A 14,982-nucleotide genomic window follows, 5' to 3' on the forward strand; every position below is an offset into this window, starting at 1 on the left:
TGTCGAAATTCCCCCTATAATGAGGTCATAGCCGTTGAATGAGATGAAGGAGGCAGGACTTAATGAGTTGGACTTTTGAAAAAGCAACTGAGCAATTTGAGCTTTTCAAGCAGCGTGCTGTGGCAGACGCTACATTCCGGGCGTTGGCGTTGGCCGATCCTAAGAAAGCGATCGAGGAGCTGGGCGGGCTCGAATTGCCGGAGGGGATCGAAATCGTCATTACGGAAGACGCGAACGGAGAGCTTCAGGCGAAGGCGCTGCTCACCGACCCGGCTTCCAGCGCAGAGCGAGAGTTGGATGAAGCGGAGCTGGAGCAAGTTGCAGGCGGTACAACCTTTGCCAGCTTCATTCAGTACGACTCGACAGTCAAGACAGGGTTTCCGCCGAAAAGAAGATAAATCATTTACACCCATTTATGGAGGGATAACGAATGAGCTGGACATTGGAGAAAGCTAACGAGCAATTTGAGGTTTTTAAGCAGCGCGCATCGGAGGATGCTCAATTTCGGGCTTTGGCTCTGGCCGATCCGAAGCGGGCGGTACAGGAGTTGACGGGCTTGGAATTGCCGGAAGGCGTTGAAATCGAGATTTCTGAGGGTGAGAATGGCGAACTCCAAGCCAAGACGCTGATCAACGCACCTTCATCCGACGCAGAGCGTGAGCTCGATGAATCGGAATTGGAGCAAGTCGCAGGAGGTACTTCTTTCTCTGCGTTTATCCTTTATGGTCCTCCATACCCTGAGAAAACAAAGAAAAGATAATGCTGAAGGCGGAGCCGAGATGATCGTTTCGGCTTCTTTTTTTTTGAGGAGAGGGGGCGCTTGACAGTGCTTGAAATTATTGCTTTATCGCCTGAAACTGCTGAAGCCTATCGGCAATTTACGTATCGCTCCTACAAGGATTGGTTGGTCAAGCCGGAAGCTGGAAGTGACTCGGGCGAGCGGAAAATAGCGCTTGGGGCCAGCTTTATGGGCCAGCCTGTCGGTCTTCTCCTCGTTCATCCGCCTACTAAAGACGAGCTCGCTAGAGTGCTGTCCATCTTCGTGGGCGGGAGTTTCCGCAATCTCGGCATCGGTGCAGCTCTGATGAAGGAGCTCAGGGCGTCTATTGAGCGAAATCGTTGGAAGCAGGCGTGCATCGAGTATTATGCGTTAAACAATTACAAGGCGCTGGAGAGGGTGCTGGCCAAATCCGATTGGCAGCTGCCCGAAGTATACAGCCGCTACTACCGATGCGACATCTCTGTTGGCCGAGACAGCCGATGGATTCAAAGATTCAAGCTGCCTGCACGCTGCCGGGTCATTCCGTGGAATGAGCTGCAGCGGGACGAATTGATGGCCATGAATTCACTTCAGGAAAAGGACTTCGATGCTTACTTCGCACCGCTTCACGCTGAAAGCACCATCGATTGCAGCTGCAGTCTGGTGCTGAAGATAGACGATGAAATCGTCGGATGGTCGATCGTCGACAGGGAGCTGAAGGATACGCTGCTGTACCGGGCCTTATATATTCGCGAGTCTTATCGCGATCAAGGGTTAGGTCTGGCCTTAGCAGCGCAAACCGCACAGAGGGTGAGCAGATCCGATGCTACTTATCTCGTTATCCAGATCTTGTCGAGAAACGAGCGAATGCGGAAGGTGGCGGACAGACTCCTTATGCCGATGCAGCCTGTCGTCACAGAATACAAGCGGGCGGTTCTTGACCTATAGCTGGGGCTGTTAAGCAGAAGAGAGCTCTTGCTCAGCCGTACTTATGCTGAATTTCATGTGAATTCACCGCTAACTAAAAAAACGCGCCGGGGCGCGTTTTTTTCATTTTGAAGCAAAAAGCAATCCTCACATTAACTGGATTATGACGAAAGAAACAAAATGCTTCAATTCTACATTGGCTGGACTCCATGCCTAATCCGAAACATGACTTTAAGCGGCAGGTTCGGTTTTGGACTCAGCTTGGTTCGAAGAGGGAGATAGCGCCCCGCTGGTGATAAATACAAGCAGCGAGCATGCCAGGCAGACTCCCGTAAAAATCCCCACGGCAGAATAGCCGGAGAAAGCCGCATACAGCATGCCTGCCGCCCAAGCCCCGCACGTCGTCGCCGCGTTCATGGTAGATGTAGCCAGACTTGAGATCGTGCCCCGAATGGTTGGGTTTAAGCTATTCAAGAGACCGACCATTAGCGGGAACAAGATGCCGAGAATGGTGAAAATGAGAAAGTAAACGCCCTTGACTAAAAATACCGATGATGCATAAGGAAGGGCAATATAAGCCGCAATGATTAGGAGCATCCCCGCCGTCATCGTCCGAATCTGGTTTAGCGCTTTTATCACATACGGACTGAGCAGACTTCCGAGAAAATTACCAAGCCCCAGGAAAATGATCACATAGCCGGTCTCATCGATCGAAAGCGTGAAACGGTCCGACATCCATTTTCCAAGAAAAGCGAACGCCGCGCTGCTCCCTAAATGTACAAAAAAGTAAGCGAGGAAGGTGCCTCTAGCTTTGCCGCTTGCCATCAGAGGGGCGTACCTTTTGAATATGGAAGGCTTAGCCCCTTGCCGCTCCTGCTGCGGCTGCTGCAGCTTTTGCGGTTTCATGCTGGGCACAATGAGCAAGACGGTACCCGCCAGCAGCAGCGAAAAGATGCCGATGGTCCAGAAGGGAAGGGACCAGCTGCCTGCAGCAAGCAAGCTTCCGATCGGCACGCCGAGCGCTTGAGAGATGGCGAGCCCTGCGTAGGCTACGCCCAGCGCTTTGCTGATTTTGGCCGGAGGGAACAGCGTCGGAATGGCGGCCCATACTTGCGGTGCGGTAAAAGCAGCGCTGACCCCCGCCAAAAACCGGAAGAGGCACATCGTCCAGAAATCGACGGCGAAGCCGCACAAGAAGGTGGAAACGGCGAAGCAGGTCAGTCCGTAGAGCAGTACCTTTTTACGATCCAGTCCATCGGATAAGGGGCCGGCGATCAACGCGAACACAGCCGAGCCCAAGGTGTAGGCTCCCATCATCCATCCCGCCATCTCGGTAGGGACGGCGAAGCTTTGCTGCAATGTCGGGATCAGCGGGGAAATCAGAAACGTGTCCGTACCGATTACGAACATAATCAGAAAAAACAAAACGATCCATTTGTTCATTGTATTCACCATTTTCTTTTAAAATTTGATCTTGACCTCATTGTAGTAGATAATAGTGACAACAGTTGTCATGAATATAAAAATAATGGAGTCTTAGGCATGTCCAAATCAAAGCGTCTGCTGGAACTGATGATGACGGTAAACCGGAAACGGAAATTTACGGTGAAGGAGCTTGCGCAGGAGTTTGGCGTATCTACAAGAACGATGCTTAGAGACCTGCAGGAATTAAGCGAGCTGGGCGTCCCGCTATATTCGGAGGTAGGTCCTCATGGCGGCTACCAGGTATTGAAGGAACGAATACTGCCGCCTATCGCCTTTTCCGAAGAAGAGGCGGCTGCGATGTTTTTTGCCGTCTATGCACTGCGGCATTATTCGTCGCTGCCTTTTGAATCCGAATCCGCATCTGCATTAGATAAGTTTTATTTGCATATGTCCGGGGATGTAAGAGATCGTATTGATCAGATGAAAAACCGCGTGGATTTTGTAACGCCGACCCGACAGCAGGAATCTCCCTATCTGTCCATTCTTCTTGAGGCGGCCGTTCAACAGAAGGTGCTGCGCATCGAATACGGGTCGCAAGGGGAGGAGGCGTGCCGGAGCATCCAGCCGATCGGAATTTACGCCAATAACGGCTTGTGGTTTTGCCCGGCGTACTGCTTTCTCCGCCGAGGATTTCGTATTTTTCGCTGCGACCGCATGCATTCGGTGGCCTATGATACGTCAGGTATGAAGCCGTTGGATTTGCGGGACGTACATCTGGGGAACCGGGAGTCGTTCTTCCAGACGGAGAAGGAGTCGGCGTCCGAGCTTTACGTAGAACTGAGCCGTCATGGCGTTCAAATGTGCGAGGCGGCATTATGGCTCGGAGCTCTGCTGCATATCCGGGAGGACGGAACCGGCTGGCTGGAGGGCCCCATTCCTCGGAATGATCTTGCCTTTTACGCCCGGTTCTTCATAGGTTTGGGTGTTGAGGCGACAGTAGAGCGCCCCCCGGAGCTGATCGGATTCATGAAAACGCTGTTCAAGGAAATCATGTCCAAATACGAATAAGCTAAGATAAGTACATGAACCGTTACTTTAACATTGGAGGAATAAAAGCATGAATACGAATAAGAAAGAGCTTATCCCAACAGTCCGGCAGCTGATGGAGCTTCATGTGAACGCGCTGTTCACGCACGACCAAAGCATGAGGCTTCGCGCGATTAACGAGCCATGGCCCGGAGAGGCCGAGGCTCCTCGCTTTTTCTTGGGGCGGACGACAGAAGGGACGGCTTTATGCCGATTTCGGCACGATGTTCCGGAGCAGCTCGTCGAGCAGCTGGAAGGTTTATGCTCTGACGAACGGATAGCGGCGGATATCGAGGCTAAACCAAAGCATTTAGAGGACTATATGAACCTGCTTCAAGGGGAGCGATTCACCATGGGACCGTGCTTTCTAATTCCTGCCTATGCTGCGCCGACAATGCAGGTGGTAGGTCTCAACCGGGAGACTATTGCGGATTATGTGCTCGGCGATTTGCAATGGCTTGAAGAGGAGATCGACTACGTGCAGCCTTGTGTGGCGCTTGTTCTCGATGGAGCGGTCGTTTCGGTATGCCGCAGCGTCCGTATCACATCCGAGGCACACGAAGCAGGGCTGGAGACCGTGGAGCGGTTTCGCGGTAACGGATATGCCCAAGAAGTTGTCGCCGGATGGGCAATGGCAGTACGGCAAGCGGGCTGCCTCCCGTTATACAGCACTTCTTGGGATAATCATGCATCCCGAAGCGTGGCCGGTAAATTAGCGTTATCCTTCTATGGAAGCAATTTTACCATTTATTAACCTTGCAGACGAAAAGGATGTTGATGGAACCCTTCCCCTTTTTCTGGATCGCGATCTCTCTGTCACTCCCTCTTTTTGGGGGTATTTTTTTATGGAAAATAGTGGGGTATTGTATTATCTGTGTTGATGCAAAAATAAAGAAAAACACATGTGATGATGATTATTTTGATTATTGTATTATTAGAGGGAGTTTTACTAGAATTAGTAATTCAACTGTATTGTTTTATCGAAGTCCCCATATGTAAAGTGGACTGGCACAGATGGCCTATGACTCCATGATGCTGACCGCCGCGAATCATCCCCATCAATTGTTTGGCGGCTGTTCGGCCCATCTCGTAGAAAGGCTGATTGATGCCGGTTACATCGCAGCGAAGCCGGTAGTTTAAGCTGGCTGTATCATAACTAACGAGAGATATATGCTGCGGGATACGGTAGCCGAGCTTTTCCAGACAGATCATGACCGCCTCGGCTGTCTGATCATTGGCGCAAAACACAGCGGAGCATTGCAGCTGTTTCAGTTTTTGTTCGAAAAAAGGGCGGTGTGCTTCGAAGCCTTGTTTAAAATCTTCGATTTGCATCGGAATGAACACGTCCAACTCGGAAGGGGCTTCGAGACCTGTATCGATATGCGCTTGCTTGAATCCAAGCCACCTCTCGTTCAGCGTGGGCAAATGGGAGTTGCGGACGAACATGATGCTGCGGTGTCCGTGGTCCAACAGAAGACGTGTCAGCTTATAGGCGCCGATCTGGTTATCGCTGGTTACATAGGGCGCGTCCATATCGTAAGCGTATCGGTCCAGGAGCACGGTATGGATGCCGTTGTCGGATAAAAGCCGGAGCAGCCGGGCGTTGGCATGCTGCTGGCCGCTTTCCAAAATAGGGCACATGATCAGACCGTCCACCCGTTTGGCGATAAGCCCCTTGATCGTCGTTTCCAGCTTCTCGAAGCTTCCATCATCGCTCGACGACAACAGGCTGCAGCCGTATTGATGCACTTCGTCGTCCATTCCTCTTAGGGCGCTTGCCCAAACGGGATTCTCAATACCGACTACAGTAGCGGCAATAAGCCCCGATCGTTCGGGATTGGACATGCCGGCGGCAATGAATTCCCCTGCATAAGTACCTCTGCGGCTGTCGCGAGACAGCAAGCCTTCTTCCACCAGTTCCTTGATGGCTTTTTCGACGGTATTGACACTGGAGCTATAATATGCGGCAAAGTCACGGCTGGATGGAAGCTTCACGCCGTGCCCCCAAGTACCGCTCAACACGCGGCTTCGAATATCCGCTTTAATTCTTTCATAGGCGTATGTCATGTTTGTTTCAACCTTTCTATGGAAGGATGTAGCACTATTGTATCTAATTGAATGTACATATATTGTATCATCTGTGTCAGTTGTTTTGTTAGTGAAAATAAAACGGTCACAACGATGCTGATAATAGAATGATTTTTATTGATTACATGCCGATAAGAGATTAGTTTGATCGAAAAGCGGTTCTGTTCAGCTGAGATCTCTCTCCATAAAATGGAAATGAAACGAGGCTTGAATGAAAAGGGGAGACGATGGGATGAGAGAGCAGCTGTCATGGAAAGTGGGAGGCCAGCAAGGGGAAGGGATGGAGAGCACGGATAAAGTTTTTTCGCGGGCATTGTCACGGCTCGGATATTACTTGTACAGCTATAGGCATGTCTCATCTCGTATACTTGGGGGCCATGCGAATAACAAAATCCGCATCAGCACCAAGCCGCTGCGGTCCACAGCGGATGATCTGGACATTCTGGTCGCTCTTGACCAGGAAACGATTGACCGGAATGCGCAGGAGCTCCATGCCGGGGGCATTGTCATTGCGGACGAGAAGTGGGGTCCTGTGCTTCCCGACGGCATCTCGGCACGACTGCTCCCCATTCCAATGACCGCTATCGCGGTACAGGCCGGATCGGCATTGTTCAAAAACATGGCTGCATCGGGAGCCTCATGGGCGCTCCTAGGATTGCCGATGGAGCTTTTTTTCGAGGCTATCGAACGGCAGTTTGCTCACAAAGGGGAAGCGGTAGTGCTCAAAAACAAGCAGGCCGCACAAGCTGGGGCCGACTATGCATTGAGGCTGGCCGGAGGCTCGCTTCCCGAGCTGCAGCTGGCTCCCGCTGACGGTAAACCGAAGCTTTTTATGATCGGAAATGAAGCCGTCGGACTTGGAGCGATCGCAGCAGGCTGCCGGTTCATGGCGGCTTATCCCATAACGCCGGCAACGGAAATTATGGAGTATATGATCAAGCAGGTGCCAAGGTTCGGCGGAACCGTGATTCAAACGGAGGATGAAATTGCCGCTATTACGATGGCGATAGGGGCGAATTACGGCGGCGTGCGAGCATTTACCGCTTCGGCGGGACCGGGCCTCTCTTTGATGCTGGAAGGAATCGGTCTGTCGGGCATGACGGAAACGCCAGTAGTCATTTTCGACACGCAGCGCGGAGGTCCGAGCACCGGGCTTCCGACGAAGCAAGAGCAATCCGACGTTATGGCGGCGATTCACGGGACTCATGGGGAAATTCCGCTGATAGTACTTGCGCCAAGCACCGTCGAGGAGTGCTTTTACGATACGGTGGAAGCGTTCAACCTCGCCGAACGGTACCAATGTCCGGTTATCGTATTGACGGATCTGCAGCTGGCGATGGGTAAGCAATGTGCAGACAGATTGGATTTCAGCCGCATATCCATAGACCGGGGAAAATTGCTTTCCGATGGGGACAGGCGGCCCCTAGGAGCAGCGGATGCGGAAGCGAACTCAGGTGAATCGTTTCGCAGGTATGAGCTTACCGCTGACGGCATCTCCTCCCGGATACTGCCAGGCACCAAATCAGGTATTCATCATGTGACCGGGGTCGAACACGATCCGTTCGGGAGAGCATCGGAAAGTGCGGATAACCGCAAGCGAATGATGGATAAGCGGATGCGGAAGCTGAAGGATTTTACTATAACGCATCCAATTGATTCGGATGGAGGTTACGAGAATCCGGATCTGCTCCTTATCGGCATGGGCTCGACGAGAGGGGTTATGGACGAGGCGAGAGGCCGGATGGAGGCATTAGGCATAAAGACGAAGCGTATCGTCGTTCGTCAGCTGCATCCTTTTCCGGTGGACGCTTTAGCTGCTTCCATCTCGCAAGCATCCCGGGTACTCGTAGTGGAGCATAATGCAACGGGACAATTAGCTTCGCTGATCCGTCTTCACTACGGAATAGGAATCGGAAGCGACGACAGGCTCCATTCCATAGTAAAATATGATGGAACGGTATTTATGCCGGCGGAACTGACAGCAGCCTGTATCGGCATCTATAACGAAGGTAGACGGGATGAGCTCAACGACCGAAGGAAGCAGGGGAGGCATAAACGATGAAAGCGACCGAGATGTTGTAGTTTCCATATGTATGCAATTCATGTAAAATATACGTAACAGCAAGAGAGAGACCCGTTCTCTCTCTTTTCTTATAATCGATATCTCCTACATAGGAAGGAAGGGAATCCATATGAATGCTGCGGTAGAGTTTTATGAGTTCCATATATGGTCGTATAAGACCTTGCTCGAGCATTTGGAGAAGCTGCCTGAAGCCGTATTGAGTGCGGAATTTGCGGAAGGGTTTCGGAGTATCGGAGACGTACTGCTGCACGTCTATAACGGAGAGCATTTTTGGCGGTCGGTTCTAAGTGCGAAATTTCCGTATTCCAGCTTGGATGGCAATATGTCGATTTACGAATGGAAGGTGCTGTATGCTTCACTGCATCAAACCACGCGCGAAATAGTGCTGGATTCATCGGATCCGGCACAGCCGATTCAATTTAGCAGCCGCAAGGGCAGAGAGATGAGCAATACGATACAGGAAATTGTACTGACGGTAGTCAATCATGGAACCTACCACCGCGGCAACATAGCTACGATGCTTAGACAGCTAGGACATAAAAGCGTCTCAAGCGATTACGCGTTTTACCTGAACGATTTGCGCAGTAACTAGCACGCCAATACCTACAAAGCTTAGAGGAACGGAAATGACAATAAAGCGAATCATCGCAAGCTTGATCTATGCCGTATTAGCCGCAATCTATTTATATGGATATAAAATGTTGAATCTGATTATCGACGAATTCGATTCTTCGTTCAGTATGATTAGTGTTACCGGTATTCTTCTGCCTTTCGGGCTGGCGGTGGGGGGGATGGTCATCGTCAGCTCCTGCTTTCGAAGCGTACGGATGAAAAGTGCTTTCATAGGACTCAGTCTGCTGCTTTTTTTGACTCCCGTTCTATATAGTGTGAGCAAGCTGACCGCGAATGAAAGTCAAGCAGTGAACCCACTCCGGCAGGCGGAGCTTGCGAAACGGTTCAAGGAGGCATTGCGCGGCGGAACCGACGGAGCTCCGATCTCCATGGCTTCTGTAGCGCCTTTTGACTGGGATCGGTTGATTGTTTTCGGCCCCTACGTATCTCCATCCGAGGTTAATGGCAAGCTGGGCTATACTTGGACGCGAAGCTCTTTTTTGAACAGCAACGAGACGGACTACACCATTTTATTTGTGAACAACGGTAAAGTAGTGCAGTCCTTGTATTTTGCGGGCAGCGTAGATCCTGCGATTCTGGGGACATTTTGGCCGAATGATGTCAAGCTCGCCGTTGATAACCAGCAAGGAACCTTCAGGCTGCCTCATTTGAAGAAATATAAGGAAGAGAAGGAATCCGATCCAGGATGAATGGGTAAAAAGAAATGAAATGGATTCATTATGCAAATAATAGGAAAAGACGGTATTTCATATGTGCTGCGATTTGATCAAAAGTAAATAAATGTAAAAAGGTGCTTTATCATTGACGGGGTCGGCCAACCGTAATAATATAGCATTAGCGCTTTAAAGCTTTTTCACTATACACAGGAGGGGTCAATTTATGAAATCAGCAAAAATTTTATCGCTGCTCGTTGCCGTACCTTTGATTTTCGCGGCCGGCTGTGGATCGAAAGGTACTGGAACCGCATCCAATAGCGGTGGTGCTGCCGGTACACCGGATAAGAAAGTCGTTAAGATCGGAATTTCCCAAATCGTGGAGCACCCGTCTTTGAACGCAACGCGGGAAGGATTTCTTGCGGCATTGAAAGATGGGGGCTTCGTAGATAAAGATAATTTGCAGGTCGATTATCAAAATGCGCAAGGCGACTCTACGACAAATTTAACCATTGCTCAAAAATTTGCATCGGATAAGAAGGATTTGGTGCTGGCGATTGCAACTCCGTCCGCTCAAGCGGTAGTGCAAAATGTGAAGGATACGCCGGTATTGTTCGCGGCTATTACGGATCCTGTCGGCGCGAAGCTGGTTAAATCGTTGGACAAGCCGGGCGGCAACGTTTCCGGTGCTGCCGATACGAACCCTGAATCGATCACCAAGCTGATGGACTTTATCGCTTCCGATTTTCCGAAGGTGAAGAACGTCGGGGTTGTTATTAACGAAGGCGAGCCTAACGCGGTTGTCATGCTGAAAACAGCTGAAGCGGCACTGGCCAAGCACAATATTAAAGTGGTGAAGGCAGCGGTTGCCAACAGCTCCGAAGTGAAGCAGGCTGCCGAGTCTCTGGTTGGACGCGTGGACGCATTCTATACAACTTTGGACAACACGGTAATCAGCGCAGTAGAATCTATCATTAAAGTTGCCAATGATAAGAAGATTCCTTTCTTCTCCGCAGACCGCGACACTGTAGAAAAAGGCGCTATCGCGACTTACGGCTTCAAATATTACGATCACGGCTATCAAGCCGGCAAAATGGCTGTTGAGATTTTGAAAAACGGTGCGAAGCCAGCCGACATGAAGGTTACATTCCCTGATAAGCTGGACCTGATCATCAACCAAAATTCAGCTAAGCAGCAAGGGGTCGAAATTACAGACTCCATGAAGAGCAAAATGCAAGACAAAAACAACTTGTTGAACGCTGCTGCGAAATAATATTAGGAAATTTGGAGTGACCTTCGCTTAATTGGGAAGGTCGCTCTTCATTCTTTTTTGGAGGCTGCATACATGGACGCTTTTTGGAGTTCCGTGGAACTCGGTTTAATTTACGCCATTATGGCGCTCGGTGTGTACATTACATTCCGGATATTGGACTTCCCCGATTTGACGGTTGACGGAAGCTTCACGACGGGCGGAGCCATCGCATCCGTCCTGATCGCAGGCGGTTCGTCGCCGCTGCTTGCAACCTTGTTCGCTTTTGTAGGCGGAATTATTGCAGGAGCTTGCACAGGATTGCTGCATACGAAGGCCAAAATCAACTCGCTGCTCGCAGGGATATTGATGATGATCGCCTTGTATTCGATTAACCTCCGTATCATGGGTAAATCCAACATCCCGCTGCTCGGCGAAACGACGCTGATGACGGATATTAATGTACTCTATGTCATGCCGTTCGTCATCATTATCGTGAAGCTGCTTCTCGATTGGTTCCTGCACACGGATATGGGCTTGTCGCTTCGCGCCACGGGTGACAACCAGCGGATGATTCGCAGCTTCGGCGTCAACACGGACAATACGATCATTACCGGCGTCAGCTTATCGAACGGTCTGGTTGCACTGTCCGGAGCACTCGTCGCTCAATATTCGGCGTTTGCCGAAATTACGATGGGCGTAGGGATGATCGTTATCGGGCTTGCTTCCGTTATTATCGGCGAAGCGTTGTTCGGAGCCCGTACCGTGATCTGGGCCACCTTCTCGGTCGTTCTCGGCGCGATCCTGTACCGGTTGATCGTTGCGCTGGCGCTGCGTGTTGGCCTGGAGGCGACTGATATGAAGCTTATGACGGCATTAATCGTTATTGTCGCGTTGGCATTACCGATGATCCGTAAGAAATTCAAGCAAAAGGCATTGATTCGGAAACGAGCCAGCCAACTGGGAGGAGAGTAACGATCATGCTGCAGCTGCAAAAGGTAGCAAAGCTGTTTAACCCGGGAACCCCGGATGAAAAAGTGGCGTTGTCCGGCATTAACCTGCAACTGAAGGAAGGCGACTTCGTCACCGTGATCGGAAGTAACGGAGCCGGGAAATCGACATTGATGAATATCATTTCCGGTGTCATGATTCCCGACGCGGGAACGGTGCATATCGAAGGCAAAGAGGTGCAATTCGTTCCGGAGCACAAGCGGAGCCAGTGGATCGGCCGCGTGTTCCAGGATCCTATGGCCGGTACGGCGCCGACGATGACCATTCAGGAAAATATGGCGATAGCTTATGCCCGCAACAAAACCCGCGGCTTGGGCTTCGGTGTGAACTCCAAGAAGCGGGCGCTGTTCGCCGAGCAGCTGAGCCGTCTTGGCTTGAATCTGGAGAGCCGCATGAACGCGAAGGTCGGCTTGCTGTCTGGCGGGGAGCGGCAGGCGTTAAGCCTCCTTATGGCTACGTTCACGGAGCCGCGCATCCTGCTGCTGGACGAGCATACCGCTGCGCTGGACCCGTCCCGTGCGGAGCTGATCACCCGATTGACACAGCAAATCGTTCAAGAAATGAATTTAACCACGCTGATGGTTACACATAATATGGAGCAAGCCATTCGCCTCGGCAACCGGCTGATCATGATGGACAAAGGGAGAATTATTCTCGATGTGCCGGAAGTAGAGAAGAAGACGTTAACGGTCGAACGGCTGCTGCGGGAATTCGAACGAATCCGCGGCGAGAAATTCGTGGACGACCGGGTTGTATTGGGTTAACACGCACGTTAGTCATAATGAAAAGCGCATGATCCTGATGGACAGGACATGCGTTTTTTGTTTGGACCTGAGACGACGCCGCTTGATGCATCAATGAATGCTAACGCAAATAGCCAGAACGGTATTTGGCAGGCGATATTCCGGTATGCTGACGAAACACGCGCAAGAAATAGTTGTAATCGGTAAAGCCAACCCTGGTGACGATTTCTTTTAACGGCAGGTCGGAGTGGTGCAGCAGCTCTTTGGCCTGTTCCATCTTGATCCGGTTGGCATACTGCAGCGGCGTCATTCCGGTATGCTTCTTCAAGCATTTGGACAAGTAATCGATATGGAAATTAAATCGTCTGGATAAGTCATCAAGCCGAAACGGCCGGTCTGAGGTCGCATACAAATAGTTGATGATTTGCTCGCTCAGCTTCTGGCCCGGTGAAAACACGCGAGCCCGCAGCTGCTTCTGGAGAAGTGCAAAAAACTGGCACAGAAGCGTCTGCAGCGACAGCTGATTTTCGACGGAAAAGCGGTTGTTCAGCTGAAGCATCTGATCGAGCAAAGGGAACACCTCCGACGTCTCGATCGCACCGGACTTTGGAATGTACATGGTTTGTTTGCTGGGCTCTAAATCTCTGTAAGTCGGTGAAGGCGATACCGCCGTCCATTGGATTTCGTCCGCAGTTACGGTACGAAGCGGGAGGGAGTGCTTGAAATGCACGTAATACAGCTCGGTACCTTCTTTGCTTCCTTGATGTCCCCAGTGGCGGCGATGGGGCTCGAGCACGAGAATATCGTTTGCTTTCAGCTCATACTCCTTCTCCTGCTCGGTCATATAATAGGCGCCTTGTTTTACAATCAGCAGATCGTATAATGAGAAGCTTCGTTCGTAATGGTGGGTGCCTGTTGGCGGCTTGGTCAGGCCGATCGTCATAAATTGCGGCAGCGGCGGTATTTGCAGTTCTAAACAGTCCATAGCGGTCCTCGCTGAGATATTTTGAAAGCGTATAATTTTACGTATTCCTGCTTATTGTACCTTTGGGAATCCTGAAAAATCAAGGATTGCAGCCATAATAAAATACTGATATTGTGCTTAAAACTATCGGAATTCTCTCTAGTACTGCCTTTAGGCATATGATTTAATGGGGAGAGTACAAGTCTCATAGCTATTTTTAATCATCGATAATAGAAGAGAAGGAGAGAATAGGGATGTCTCTTGCAGGTTTGAATTTGCATCGAAAGCTGAAACCGGCGCCATTGAACGGCGGTTTTCGTATGGAAGGATACTGGGTGTGGTGCGGGTCCGTAGTCAAAGGAGAGGACGGCCGCTTTCATATGTTCGCTTCCCGCTGGCGCCAATCGCTGCCCATGCATCCGGGCTGGATTATGGCTTCGGAAGTAGTGCGTGCGGTATCGGATACGCCGGAAGGACCATACGAGTTCCAAGAGGTTGTACTTCCTGCCAGAGGAGCGCAGTTCTGGGACGGACGCAGCACGCATAACCCGCATATTACGAAATGCGGAGACACCTATTTGTTATATTACATGGGCTCGACGCATCCGCTTCCTGAGCCTGCTGAAGGAGAACAGGTCGGTCTCGACGATCCGAGATGTATCGTTGGCCGTGCGAACAAGCGTGTCGGGCTTGCAACGTCGAAGAGCGTATTCGGGCCTTGGGAACGTTCGGATTCGCCGCTGCTGCCAACGCGCCCGGGCAAATTCGACAGCTTCCTGACTTCGAATCCGGCTCCGTGCGTTAGTCCGGACGGCTCTGCACTGCTAGTGTACAAAGCAAGAAGATACGAAGGCAATGTACATGGCAAAATGACTATCGGCGTGGCTCATGCAGAACATTTTACAGGTCCTTATGTACGCAGCTCGGATGATCCGTTGTTCTCGCCGGAGCAATTTCATATCGAAGATCCGTTCATTTGGAAAACGGACGAAGGCTATGAATTGATAGCCAAAGATATGGACGGCAACATCGGCGGGGAGAAGCACGGCGGAGTTCACGCCTTCTCCAGAGACGGTAAGGAGTGGGCGTTCAGTGAAGCGCCGAAGGCTTATTCCAGGACCATTACATGGGAAGACGGCACGGTTCAGACTATGGGGAGTCTCGAGCGACCGTTTCTGCTGTTCCAGGACGGGAAGCCGACGCACTTGTTCTGTGCGGTAGCGAACGGTCCCGGAGGCTTTCAAAAAGCTACGCAAACATGGAATATGTGTATTCCGATTGGCGAATAACCTGCAAGCGGCTGACTTTGTCGGCCGCTTTTTTATTTATTGCATTATAGTCCTAATGATCTGCAAGACTT

Annotated in this window: 15 protein-coding genes; 12 read left to right on the plus strand and 3 right to left on the minus strand. The window is 50.9% G+C overall.

The window, feature by feature from the left end:
• Nucleotides 1-62 precede the first annotated feature (62 nt).
• The 3 genes from ACFQ88_RS03360 (at nt 63) to ACFQ88_RS03370 (ending at nt 1,708) form a co-directional block, all read left to right on the plus strand.
• A complete protein-coding gene (locus ACFQ88_RS03360) occupies nt 63-398 on the plus strand; it encodes a hypothetical protein (protein WP_379451889.1) in 336 nt (111 codons plus the stop codon).
• Between the two features lie 32 nt (nt 399-430).
• Nucleotides 431-760 carry a hypothetical protein gene (locus tag ACFQ88_RS03365; RefSeq protein ID WP_379451891.1) on the plus strand — a complete coding sequence of 110 codons (330 nt, stop codon included), beginning with the start codon at nt 431-433 and terminating at the stop codon, nt 758-760.
• Nucleotides 761-826: 66 nt separating this feature from the next.
• Nucleotides 827-1,708, plus strand: coding sequence for a GNAT family N-acetyltransferase (locus tag ACFQ88_RS03370; protein WP_379453561.1), 882 nt, complete (start codon nt 827-829; stop codon nt 1,706-1,708).
• 210 nt (nt 1,709-1,918) lie between these two features.
• Here the strand turns inward: ACFQ88_RS03370 and ACFQ88_RS03375 are convergent, their stop codons facing one another.
• Complete coding sequence (locus ACFQ88_RS03375; protein ID WP_379451893.1) at nt 1,919-3,130, minus strand: MFS transporter; 1,212 nt, start codon at nt 3,128-3,130, stop codon at nt 1,919-1,921.
• 99 nt (nt 3,131-3,229) lie between these two features.
• Between ACFQ88_RS03375 and ACFQ88_RS03380 the strand changes: the two genes are divergently transcribed.
• Nucleotides 3,230-4,180 (plus strand): helix-turn-helix transcriptional regulator, encoded by a 951-nt coding sequence (locus tag ACFQ88_RS03380; protein WP_379451895.1) that lies wholly within the window; start codon nt 3,230-3,232, stop codon nt 4,178-4,180.
• A 49-nt stretch (nt 4,181-4,229) separates the two neighbouring features.
• A complete protein-coding gene (gene aac(2')-IIb, locus ACFQ88_RS03385; RefSeq protein WP_379451897.1) occupies nt 4,230-4,952 on the plus strand; it encodes a kasugamycin N-acetyltransferase AAC(2')-IIb in 723 nt (240 codons plus the stop codon).
• A 209-nt stretch (nt 4,953-5,161) separates the two neighbouring features.
• Here aac(2')-IIb and ACFQ88_RS03390 read toward each other — a convergent pair whose 3' ends face one another.
• Nucleotides 5,162-6,265, minus strand: coding sequence for a LacI family DNA-binding transcriptional regulator (locus ACFQ88_RS03390; protein WP_379451899.1), 1,104 nt, complete (start codon nt 6,263-6,265; stop codon nt 5,162-5,164).
• Nucleotides 6,266-6,518: 253 nt separating this feature from the next.
• On the opposite strand from ACFQ88_RS03390, the gene ACFQ88_RS03395 reads away from it, so the two are divergent.
• The 6 genes from ACFQ88_RS03395 to ACFQ88_RS03420 all read left to right on the plus strand — a co-directional run bounded on the left by ACFQ88_RS03395 (nt 6,519) and on the right by ACFQ88_RS03420 (nt 12,679).
• A complete protein-coding gene (locus ACFQ88_RS03395) occupies nt 6,519-8,348 on the plus strand; it encodes a 2-oxoacid:acceptor oxidoreductase subunit alpha (RefSeq protein ID WP_379451901.1) in 1,830 nt (609 codons plus the stop codon).
• A gap of 130 nt (nt 8,349-8,478) precedes the next feature.
• Nucleotides 8,479-8,961 carry a DinB family protein gene (locus ACFQ88_RS03400; protein ID WP_379451903.1) on the plus strand — a complete coding sequence of 161 codons (483 nt, stop codon included), beginning with the start codon at nt 8,479-8,481 and terminating at the stop codon, nt 8,959-8,961.
• Between the two features lie 34 nt (nt 8,962-8,995).
• Complete coding sequence (locus ACFQ88_RS03405) at nt 8,996-9,691, plus strand: hypothetical protein (RefSeq protein ID WP_379451905.1); 696 nt, start codon at nt 8,996-8,998, stop codon at nt 9,689-9,691.
• 190 nt (nt 9,692-9,881) lie between these two features.
• Nucleotides 9,882-10,928: an ABC transporter substrate-binding protein gene (locus ACFQ88_RS03410; protein WP_239635027.1), complete on the plus strand. Its 1,047-nt coding sequence runs from the start codon at nt 9,882-9,884 to the stop codon at nt 10,926-10,928.
• Between the two features lie 72 nt (nt 10,929-11,000).
• Nucleotides 11,001-11,879, plus strand: a complete 879-nt coding sequence (locus tag ACFQ88_RS03415; RefSeq protein WP_379451907.1) for an ABC transporter permease — start codon at nt 11,001-11,003, stop codon at nt 11,877-11,879.
• A gap of 5 nt (nt 11,880-11,884) precedes the next feature.
• A complete protein-coding gene (locus ACFQ88_RS03420) occupies nt 11,885-12,679 on the plus strand; it encodes an ABC transporter ATP-binding protein (RefSeq protein WP_379451909.1) in 795 nt (264 codons plus the stop codon).
• A gap of 100 nt (nt 12,680-12,779) precedes the next feature.
• Here the strand turns inward: ACFQ88_RS03420 and ACFQ88_RS03425 are convergent, their stop codons facing one another.
• Nucleotides 12,780-13,643 (minus strand): helix-turn-helix transcriptional regulator, encoded by an 864-nt coding sequence (locus ACFQ88_RS03425; protein WP_379451911.1) that lies wholly within the window; start codon nt 13,641-13,643, stop codon nt 12,780-12,782.
• A gap of 233 nt (nt 13,644-13,876) precedes the next feature.
• Between ACFQ88_RS03425 and ACFQ88_RS03430 the strand changes: the two genes are divergently transcribed.
• Nucleotides 13,877-14,911: a glycoside hydrolase family protein gene (locus tag ACFQ88_RS03430; protein ID WP_379451913.1), complete on the plus strand. Its 1,035-nt coding sequence runs from the start codon at nt 13,877-13,879 to the stop codon at nt 14,909-14,911.
• The last annotated feature ends 71 nt before the right edge of the window (nt 14,912-14,982 follow it).

This window comes from Paenibacillus sp. NPDC056579 (genome assembly GCF_042793215.1).
Classification (GTDB): Bacteria; Bacillota; Bacilli; order Paenibacillales; family NBRC-103111; genus Paenibacillus_S.

What these genes read in the sequence shown, in the direction of transcription:
- ACFQ88_RS03360 (WP_379451889.1), top strand. Translation starts at nt 63, where the DNA reads ATGAGTTGGACTTTTGAAAAAGCAACTGAGCAATTTGAGCTTTTCAAG.
- ACFQ88_RS03365 (WP_379451891.1), top strand. Translation starts at nt 431, where the DNA reads ATGAGCTGGACATTGGAGAAAGCTAACGAGCAATTTGAGGTTTTTAAG.
- ACFQ88_RS03375 (WP_379451893.1), bottom strand. Translation starts at nt 3,130, where the DNA reads ATGAACAAATGGATCGTTTTGTTTTTTCTGATTATGTTCGTAATCGGT.
- ACFQ88_RS03380 (WP_379451895.1), top strand. Translation starts at nt 3,230, where the DNA reads ATGTCCAAATCAAAGCGTCTGCTGGAACTGATGATGACGGTAAACCGG.
- ACFQ88_RS03390 (WP_379451899.1), bottom strand. Translation starts at nt 6,265, where the DNA reads ATGACATACGCCTATGAAAGAATTAAAGCGGATATTCGAAGCCGCGTG.
- ACFQ88_RS03395 (WP_379451901.1), top strand. Translation starts at nt 6,519, where the DNA reads ATGAGAGAGCAGCTGTCATGGAAAGTGGGAGGCCAGCAAGGGGAAGGG.
- ACFQ88_RS03400 (WP_379451903.1), top strand. Translation starts at nt 8,479, where the DNA reads ATGAATGCTGCGGTAGAGTTTTATGAGTTCCATATATGGTCGTATAAG.
- ACFQ88_RS03405 (WP_379451905.1), top strand. Translation starts at nt 8,996, where the DNA reads ATGACAATAAAGCGAATCATCGCAAGCTTGATCTATGCCGTATTAGCC.
- ACFQ88_RS03410 (WP_239635027.1), top strand. Translation starts at nt 9,882, where the DNA reads ATGAAATCAGCAAAAATTTTATCGCTGCTCGTTGCCGTACCTTTGATT.
- ACFQ88_RS03415 (WP_379451907.1), top strand. Translation starts at nt 11,001, where the DNA reads ATGGACGCTTTTTGGAGTTCCGTGGAACTCGGTTTAATTTACGCCATT.
- ACFQ88_RS03420 (WP_379451909.1), top strand. Translation starts at nt 11,885, where the DNA reads ATGCTGCAGCTGCAAAAGGTAGCAAAGCTGTTTAACCCGGGAACCCCG.
- ACFQ88_RS03425 (WP_379451911.1), bottom strand. Translation starts at nt 13,643, where the DNA reads ATGGACTGTTTAGAACTGCAAATACCGCCGCTGCCGCAATTTATGACG.
- ACFQ88_RS03430 (WP_379451913.1), top strand. Translation starts at nt 13,877, where the DNA reads ATGTCTCTTGCAGGTTTGAATTTGCATCGAAAGCTGAAACCGGCGCCA.